The organism is uncultured Faecalicoccus sp. (assembly GCF_944327125.1).
Classification (GTDB): Bacteria; Bacillota_I; Bacilli_A; order Erysipelotrichales; family Erysipelotrichaceae; genus Faecalicoccus.
In genome coordinates this window covers 1-8,278 of record NZ_CALVGO010000055.1, presented here as the reverse complement: position 1 = coordinate 8,278, position 8,278 = coordinate 1, and the positions used below count along the sequence as shown (strand labels likewise).

The following is an 8,278-nucleotide window of genomic DNA, read 5'->3' as shown; positions in this document are numbered from 1 at the left end:
AGAATACGAACCCTGGCTTTCTCTTTGGGCAAGAGTCCAGATACAAAAACCACAATGGAATCAACCTTGATGATTCCATAGCCTTGATTCGTTACATCCAGACATTCAGATACGTAAATTTCGTTCTTTTTCATAGCCGTATTTTATCTTTTTTTTAATTGGTTGACAACAAGAAGAAAAGTCATATAATTATATAGCAAGCTATGAATAAACATAGCCCGCTATGGAAAAGGAGGTGCCGCATGGATAAAAGAAGATATGGTTATGGCTTCTATTTTAAATGCATTCAATCGGCCATTGAAAAATCCATGAACGAATCTTTAAAAGACTACGATCTAACAGAGTCTCAGGAAAAAATCATGCGTTTTTTACGATGGACCCGATTGGAAAAAGTATCACAAAAGGATATTGAAGAATTCTACCACATCTCAAATCCAACCGTAACCGGTATCTTGAACCGGCTGGAACAAAAGGGCTATATCCGCCGTATCAAAGGAACTAGCGATAAGCGGGTCCACTACATTGAGCCCACCGACAAGGCATTGGAAGTCGAACAGACGATCTTTCAAAACGTAAAAGCCATGGAGGCCAAAATGGTACAGGGGCTAAACGCCGAAGAAAAAGAGCTCTTGTTTCAGCTGTTAGAAAAAGTCACAAAGAATGTGATTGAAAAAGAAGAGGAGGTAAACAGATGATAAAGACATTGATTGGACAAATCAAAGAATACAAGATCAATACGATCAAGTCCCCCCTTTATGTCATTATTGAAGTCATCATGGAAGTTTTGATTCCTTATTTGATGTCTGTCCTGGTCGACCAGGGAATTGACAAAGGAGATATGGGCATCGTTTGGAAGATTGGCGGAATCATGATCGTATGTGCCTTTATAGGTTTATGGGCCGGGGCACAAAGCGGAAAACACGCTGCCATTGCCAGCAGTGGTTTTGCCAAGAATTTACGAAAAGCCGAATACGAAAACATTCAGAAATTCGCCTTCAGCAATATCGACCAGTATTCAACCGGTGGTTTGATCACCCGTATGACGACCGATATCACCAATGTACAGATGGCGTTCCAAATGATCATTCGTATCTGCGTGCGTGCGCCTTTTATGTTGATTGCAGCTCTAAGCATGTGCTTCTTTATCAACTTTGAGTTGTCTTTGATTTTTATAGGTGTCATCATCTTTTTGGGCATTGCCTTATTTGCGGTCAGCTTTATCGTGCATCCTGTTTTTGAAAAGATGTTCAAAAAATACGATGCCTTGAATGCTTCCGTGCAGGAAAATATCAGCGGGATCCGTGTAGTTAAAGCGTTTGTCCGCGAAAAGTTTGAAACCAATAAATTTCATAAAGAAAGCGGCGATATCTATTCTCTTCAGTTAAAAGCTGAAAAGATCCTGATCTGGAACATGCCGCTGATGCAGATGAGCATGTATGGTGCCATCTTGATGATTTCCTGGTTTGGTGCCAATATGATCGTCGGCTCCAGCTTGACCACCGGAGAACTTATGTCGCTGTTTACGTATACGGCAAACATCTTGATGTCTTTGATGATGTTTTCTATGGTCTTTGTCATGGTTGTCATGTCGATTGCCAGCGGTGAACGTATCGCAGCGGTCATCAACCAAAAAAGTGATCTTGTCTCTCCGAAAAACGGAATCAAAGAAATCAAGAACGGACAAATCGATTTCGAAGATGTTTATTTCGAATATACCAACATTCAGGATGAAGCCAACTATGTCTTAGACAACATTGACTTGCACATCCCAAGCGGTTCTACCTTAGGGATCCTGGGGGCAACCGGTTCTGCCAAGTCTTCCCTTGTACAGTTGATTCCTCGTCTTTATGATGTCACAGGAGGAAGCGTAAAAGTGGCCGGCATCGATGTGCGCAACTACGATCTGGAAAGTTTAAGAAACAGCGTGGCCATGGTGCTTCAGAAAAACGTTCTGTTCTCTGGAACCATCAAAGAGAATATGCGCTGGGGAAATCCGGATGCCACCGATGAAGAAATCAAGGAAGCCTGTCAACTGGCCCAGGCGGATGAATTTATCCAAAAGATGCCGGATAAATACGATACCTACATCGAACAAGGAGGTACCAACGTATCCGGGGGACAAAGGCAGCGTTTGTGTATTGCCCGTGCCTTATTGAAAAAACCGAAGATCCTGATTCTGGATGACTCCACAAGCGCCGTGGATACCAAGACCGATGCCTTGATCCGTCAGGCCTTTATGGAAAAAATTCCCGAAACCACACGCATCATCATTTCACAGCGTGTCAGCTCCATTCAGGACTCTGATCAGATCCTTGTCTTGGATGAAGGAAGAATCTCTGGTTTAGGAACCCATGAAGAACTTCTGAAGAGTAATACACTCTACCGTGAGACCTTCATGGAACAGCAGAAAGGAGGAAGTTTAAGTGAATAACAAAAAGAAACCGACCAACGGATTATCCAGAATTATTTCGTTAGCCATTAAAAACTATAAACTTTCCTGCCTGTTTATTTTGATCTTTATTCTGGTCAGCTGTTTTGCCAACGTATATGGATCGACTTTCCTGAAAGATCTGATCGATGTTTATATCGTACCAATGCTCTCTCAGGAAGTGCCCAATTTTGGTCCATTGATCCAGGCTTTATTGACTCTGGCACTGATTTATTTGACCGGGATCCTTTGTACGTATCTGTACAACCGAATTTTATTGAACGTGGCTTTAGGTACGCTTCGAGATGTTCGTGACAATCTGTTCGAACATATGGAAACACTGCCTATCGGATATTTTGATACCCATGCCCATGGAGATATGATGTCCATCTATACCAACGATACCGATACTTTAAGACAGCTGTTGACCATGGCTGTACCGCAGATGATCGTCAGTATCGTGACCATGATTTCCGTTCTGGTTTCCATGTTGATTCTGGACATTCCATTGACCATCGTTGCGATCGTGATCGCCATTATAATGGTAGGCGTTTCCCGTTTTGTGACAAGCCGTTCAGCTCGTTACTTCCGTGCCCAACAAAATGATTTGGGAAAAGTAAACGGTTTTATCGAAGAAATGATCGAAGGAACCAAAGTAATCAAGGTTTTCTGTCATGAAGAACAAAGCATCAAAGATTTTGATGTTGTCAACGATCAGCTGTTCCATGCCAGTGCCAACGCCAACCTTTTTGCCAATATCTTGATGCCGATCATCGGAAACCTGGGGTATTTAAGCTATGTCATCACCGCAATCGTCGGCTCTATGATGGCCGTGAATCACATTGGCGGACTCACACTAGGAACCATTGCCGCCTTCCTGCAGTTAAACCGTTCATTCAATAACCCTATCGGCCAGATTTCTCAACAGATCAATTCTGTCGTTATGGCCGGCGCTGGTGCCACACGTATTTTCGAACTTCTGGATGCCGAAAGTGAAGTGGACGAAGGAAGAGTTACTTTGACCCCTGTCACAGTGTTAGATAATGGTGAAATTCAAGAAACGGATAAAAATACAGGCCACTGGTGCTGGAAGCACCCTCGAGAAGATGGTACGGTTGACTATGTTCCATGGCGCGGAGATGTTCGTTTCCATGATGTCGTATTTGGATATAACGAAAAGAAAACAATTCTTCATGATATCAACTTATTCGCAAAACCAGGCGAAAAGATTGCCTTTGTAGGAGCAACCGGAGCGGGTAAAACAACGATCACCAACCTGATCAACCGTTTCTACGATATCCAGCAAGGTTCCATTACTTACGATGGCATCGATATCAAACTGATCAAGAAAGACGATCTTCGTCATTCTTTAGGAATCGTTTTACAGGATACCAACTTGTTTACCGGAACGATCATGGACAATATCCGCTATGGTAAACTGGATGCCACCGACGATGAATGCATCAAAGCGGCAAAGCTAGCCAATGCCCATGATTTTATCAAACACTTGGATCACGGATATCAAACGGTTATCACGGGTTCGGGAACTTCCCTTTCCCAGGGGCAAAAACAGCTTTTGTCCATCGCCCGTGCTGCCGTAGCCAATCCGCCGGTCTTGATTCTGGACGAGGCAACTTCTTCCATTGACACGCATACCGAAAGAATCGTTCAGGATGGCATGGATAAATTGATGCAGGGACGCACCGTATTTGTCATTGCCCATCGACTGAGCACGATCCAAAACAGTGATGCGATCATGGTTCTGGAAAACGGACGAATCATAGAACGTGGTAATCACGATGAATTGCTCAAAAAGAAAGGTACTTACTATCAGTTATACACAGGTGCCTTCGAATTAGAATAAACAAGAATCGGCCTCTAAAAAGAGGCCTTTTTTGTAACTGTATAAAAAAAACTGATCTTACGATCAGTCAACATCAATATTTTAATTTTTTGATACGCCCAAATCCAATGGTTCCTTTTCCTGTATGAGACAGGATCACCGTTTTAAAGGAATGCTGCTCAACAGGCTGACCGGTAGCCTGCTCCAGAAGCTTTTTACAGTCTTCTGATTTTTGCGGATCAAAGGCATCGATGACCATCCAGATATAGTCTTTTGGATCGACATCCTGCGTCACCATTTCCACCCCTCGCTGGTAAGCTTTTTTCAAGGTGCGAACCTTATCTTCCAGATCGATGGCACCGTGTTTGATATTCAGTAACGGAACAATTTTCAAAAGTCCGGCAATCGCCGCCACCGCTGGAGAGATCCGTCCTCCCGCTTTTAAGGCATCCAGATTTTCCGGGATCAGTACCGCTAGAAGTTCTCCTTCCTTTTCGATCTTTTCTTTGATCTGCGGACAGCTGTATCCCTTTTCCAACATTTCTTTGACCATAAGCATCATAGAAACAATAGGATAACAGACAAATTCACTGTCCACGACCGTCACTCTTCCCTGGTAGTTGGCCGCCAGCTGAAGAGCCGTTTTATTTGTCCCCGATAAAGCGTTGCTTAAGGGCAAATAAAATATCTCATCGTAATCCTTTAAAAGATCTTCCCACATTTTGATTAGATCGCCGACGATAGGCTGTGCCGTTTTCACGCTTTTCTTTTGGGCCAAAGCTTCAATGACATCTTCATCCTGTATCGTTTCTGCCTCAATGTATTCTTTCCCATCAACGATCACCGGCATGCGAAGCACATGAAGGTTGAGTTCTTTTTCTTGTTCTTTGGTGATGTCCGCACTGGAATCAACCATTAAAGCTACATTTTTCATACGGATCCACTCCTTAAAAATTCATTCTCAATATAGATGGCCACTCCATCCTGATTGTTGTCAAACTCCGTGATCGCATCCGCAATGGCCTTGGTATCCTCTGTGCCATTAAGCATACAGATTCCCCGGCCGCTGACCTGCAACATCGCATTGTCATTGGTCGTATCGCCAAAAGACCACACATTTTCCAAACTATAGTCCCTATGCTCACAGATCTTTTCTAAAGCGTATGCCTTGGAAATGTTCCGATGGGCAAATTCGATCAAGGTCGATTGGGTCTTAAACGCTTTATAATGCGGATGAGGATGCTTTTCAAAGTACTCTTCGACTTTTAATGTTTGTTCACTGGACATGCGAAACATGATTTTCGCATTATCAACCTCATACAGCTCGGCGTCCTCTTTGATTTTCACTATAGGTTTCTGACTGGTCACTGACGATTTTTTCGTCATCGCATCCACCATTTGGACCATCAATTTTCCATCCCGGTAAATAAATGCGTTGGAAGGAAATGGTTTCATCGCTTCCAGGATCTCTTTGATCCATTCTTTTTTCAGCTTGTAGAAATCATATTGTTTCTGAGCTTTTTCATCCCAAAGCTCACTTCCATTCATCCCTATCAAGATTTCAAAAGGAAAATCAAAGCCCCAGAAAGGTGCATAGCGTTTTAATTCATCCACCGGTCTTCCGGAAGCCAAACCAAATTCCACGCCTCGCATATGAAGCTGATCGATCATTGTTTTTGTACGGCTGGTCAGCTGACGCTGATCGTTGATCAATGTACTGTCAATGTCGCAAAGGACCAATCGTAAAGGACTTGAATTCATAGAAGAAGTATATCATAATTTTTAGACTTTTTGCACAATGTGTCTAAAAACAATGCATTTAATCCAGCCGTTTACAGAAATCTTTCAGTACTTCAGGAATATTGATGTTTTGCGGACATACTTTCTCACAGCTGTGACAGCCGATGCAGGCACTTGGTTTTTTATCCGCCGGAAGAGTGCCGATCACCATGGTTGTGATAAAGCTTCCGTTACTGAAACAGTGCTCGTTATAGAGCGATAGTAAACGGGGGATATCCAAGCCTTTTGGGCAATGACTGGTACAGTAATGACAGGCGGTACAAGGAACCCCTGTTTTTGAAGTCATATCATGCGCCACGTTGAAAAGAGTTTCCATTTCCTTTTTGTTTAAAGGCTGATCCTTTTCCCAAATATGGATGTTTTCTAAAAGCTGATTGGAGTCCGACATGCCTGAAAGAACCATCGTAACTTCCGGAATCGACTGCAGGAACCGGAAAGCCCATTCAATCGTTGTTTTTCCTTCTAAGGCATGAGCATATTCTGAATCGATGCGAGCCAGCTTGCCTCCCCGTAATGGTTCCATGACCCAGATGGGGATCCCATACGTTTTAAGAAGAGCGACCTTTTCTTTCGCATTCTGAAAATCCCAGTCTAAATAATTCAACTGAAGCTGACAAAACTCCATGTCCTCACCATAAGCTTCCAAAAACCGTTTCAAAACAGGAAGATCGCCATGAGAAGAAAAGCCGAGATGACGAATCCGGCCCTTCTTTTTTTGTTCCATCAAATATTCATGAATGTGATACTTTTCATCTAAATAAGCATCAATATTCTTTTCACAGACATTGTGAAACAAATAAAAATCAAAATATTCAACCTGACATTTTTCCAATTGTTTTTCAAAGATTTCCTGAACCTTTGGCATATTATTTAGATCGTATCCAGGAAACTTATCCGCAAGGTAAAACGAAGAACGATCATATTTTTTCAAAGCCTTTCCGATTACTATCTCACTTTCTCCTTCATGATAGCCCCAGGCCGTAGTAGTAATTGATTCCTTTTTCCATAGCCATATCCACCATGGTCTGTACTTTCTCAAGATCTGGTTTCGTGTTGCTTCCTTTTTCTAAGGGAAGACGCATACAACCCAGGCCCAGTCCCGATAGTTCCAATTCTTTAAATTTTCGTTTGATCATGATCGTTTCCTCTTTTCATTCCTTCCATAAGGCCGTCGATAAATATCTCTCTCCCGTGTCCGGCAACAGAACAACGATCGATTTACCGGCATACTTTTTATCTTTAGCCAGCTGAATCGCCCCATAAAGGCTGGCCCCGGATGAAATGCCAACCAGGATACCTTCCTTGCGGGCACACTTTCGTGCCATGGCATACGCCTGTTCATTTTCGATACAAAGGATCTTATCATAGATGGATGTATCCAGAGCCTCTGGAATAAACCCCGCTCCGATCCCCTGTAAATCATGCGGACCCGGTTTTCCTCCAGACAAGACATGAGAGCCAGCCGGTTCTACGGCAACAATTTCTACTTTCGGATTTTTTTCTTTTAAGTATCGGCCTGTTCCAGTAATTGTTCCTCCTGTTCCAACACCTGCTACAAAGACATCGAGATGGCCCTTTGTTTGTTCCCAGATCTCCGGTCCCGTTGTCTCATAATGCGCCAAAGGATTGTTGGGATTGGAAAACTGTGACGGGATCCAGGAGTTTTCCATCTTCTGATGAAGATTGTTTGCCTCTTCAATGGCTCCTGACATCCCCTTAGAAGCCGGAGTCAAAACAATCTTGGCGCCATAGGCTTTTAATAGTTTCTGTCTTTCTTCGCTCATTGTTTCCGGCATCGTAAAAATCGCCTGGTACCCGCGTAAGGCACATACCATAGCCAGGCCAATGCCGGTATTTCCGCTGGTCGGTTCAATGATCGTAGCTCCTGGTTTTAAAAGACCTTGTTTTTCGGCTTCCAGGATCATCTTTCTGGCAATGCGGTCTTTAGCGCTGCCGGCAGGATTGAAAGATTCGACTTTGGCATAGATCTTAGCGTAAAGATTCGATTCTAAATGCGATAATTCCACAAGGGGTGTATTTCCTATACACTCTAAAATGTTTTGATAAACCATAGTTAACCTCCAAAAAAAGAACTGTCATAGACAGTTCTATTTTACAAACTCTTTGATTGTTTGGGCAATACTGGATGCATCCAAATGATAATGTTTCATCAGATCATTAGGTTTTCCGCTCTGTCCAAATTCATC

At 42.9% G+C, this 8,278-nt stretch carries 8 protein-coding genes; 3 read left to right on the top strand and 5 right to left on the bottom strand.

Translation table 11 applies throughout. The features are described from left to right. Window positions 1-242 precede the first annotated feature (242 nt). Genes Q0K03_RS06355 through Q0K03_RS06345 form a run of 3 tightly spaced genes read left to right on the top strand, consistent with a single transcriptional unit; the run spans window position 243 to window position 4,292 of the window. A complete protein-coding gene (locus tag Q0K03_RS06355; protein WP_297238883.1) occupies window positions 243-695 on the top strand; it encodes a MarR family transcriptional regulator in 453 nt (150 codons plus the stop codon). Then, window positions 692-2,431 carry an ABC transporter ATP-binding protein gene (locus Q0K03_RS06350; protein WP_297238882.1) on the top strand — a complete coding sequence of 580 codons (1,740 nt, stop codon included), beginning with the start codon at window positions 692-694 and terminating at the stop codon, window positions 2,429-2,431. The genes Q0K03_RS06355 and Q0K03_RS06350 overlap by 4 nt, the downstream gene beginning before the upstream one ends. Then, window positions 2,424-4,292, top strand: a complete 1,869-nt coding sequence (locus Q0K03_RS06345) for an ABC transporter ATP-binding protein (protein WP_297238881.1) — start codon at window positions 2,424-2,426, stop codon at window positions 4,290-4,292. Before Q0K03_RS06350 ends, Q0K03_RS06345 begins: the two co-directional genes overlap by 8 nt. A 73-nt stretch (window positions 4,293-4,365) precedes the next feature. Here Q0K03_RS06345 and Q0K03_RS06340 read toward each other — a convergent pair whose 3' ends face one another. Genes Q0K03_RS06340 through cysK form a run of 5 tightly spaced genes read right to left on the bottom strand, consistent with a single transcriptional unit; the run spans window position 4,366 to window position 8,143 of the window. Further along, the gene (locus Q0K03_RS06340; protein ID WP_297238880.1) at window positions 4,366-5,205 is read right to left on the bottom strand and encodes a DegV family protein; all 840 of its coding nucleotides are present in this window, start codon (window positions 5,203-5,205) and stop codon (window positions 4,366-4,368) included. Continuing rightward, window positions 5,202-6,032, bottom strand: coding sequence for an HAD family hydrolase (locus Q0K03_RS06335; RefSeq protein WP_297238879.1), 831 nt, complete (start codon window positions 6,030-6,032; stop codon window positions 5,202-5,204). The genes Q0K03_RS06340 and Q0K03_RS06335 overlap by 4 nt, the downstream gene beginning before the upstream one ends. Window positions 6,033-6,090: 58 nt before the next feature. Continuing rightward, window positions 6,091-7,002: an aldo/keto reductase gene (locus Q0K03_RS06330; RefSeq protein WP_297238878.1), complete on the bottom strand. Its 912-nt coding sequence runs from the start codon at window positions 7,000-7,002 to the stop codon at window positions 6,091-6,093. A 31-nt stretch (window positions 7,003-7,033) separates the two neighbouring features. Beyond that, window positions 7,034-7,207 (bottom strand): hypothetical protein, encoded by a 174-nt coding sequence (locus Q0K03_RS06325; protein ID WP_297238877.1) that lies wholly within the window; start codon window positions 7,205-7,207, stop codon window positions 7,034-7,036. A gap of 15 nt (window positions 7,208-7,222) precedes the next feature. Next, window positions 7,223-8,143 (bottom strand): cysteine synthase A, encoded by a 921-nt coding sequence (gene cysK, locus Q0K03_RS06320; RefSeq protein WP_297238876.1) that lies wholly within the window; start codon window positions 8,141-8,143, stop codon window positions 7,223-7,225. Between the last annotated feature and the right edge of the window lie 135 nt (window positions 8,144-8,278).

Coding starts and splice junctions, on each gene's coding strand:
- Q0K03_RS06325 (WP_297238877.1), bottom strand. CDS start 7,207: ATGATCAAACGAAAATTTAAAGAATTGGAACTATCGGGACTGGGCCTG.
- Q0K03_RS06355 (WP_297238883.1), top strand. CDS start 243: ATGGATAAAAGAAGATATGGTTATGGCTTCTATTTTAAATGCATTCAA.
- cysK (WP_297238876.1), bottom strand. CDS start 8,143: ATGGTTTATCAAAACATTTTAGAGTGTATAGGAAATACACCCCTTGTG.
- Q0K03_RS06340 (WP_297238880.1), bottom strand. CDS start 5,205: ATGAAAAATGTAGCTTTAATGGTTGATTCCAGTGCGGACATCACCAAA.
- Q0K03_RS06350 (WP_297238882.1), top strand. CDS start 692: ATGATAAAGACATTGATTGGACAAATCAAAGAATACAAGATCAATACG.
- Q0K03_RS06335 (WP_297238879.1), bottom strand. CDS start 6,032: ATGAATTCAAGTCCTTTACGATTGGTCCTTTGCGACATTGACAGTACA.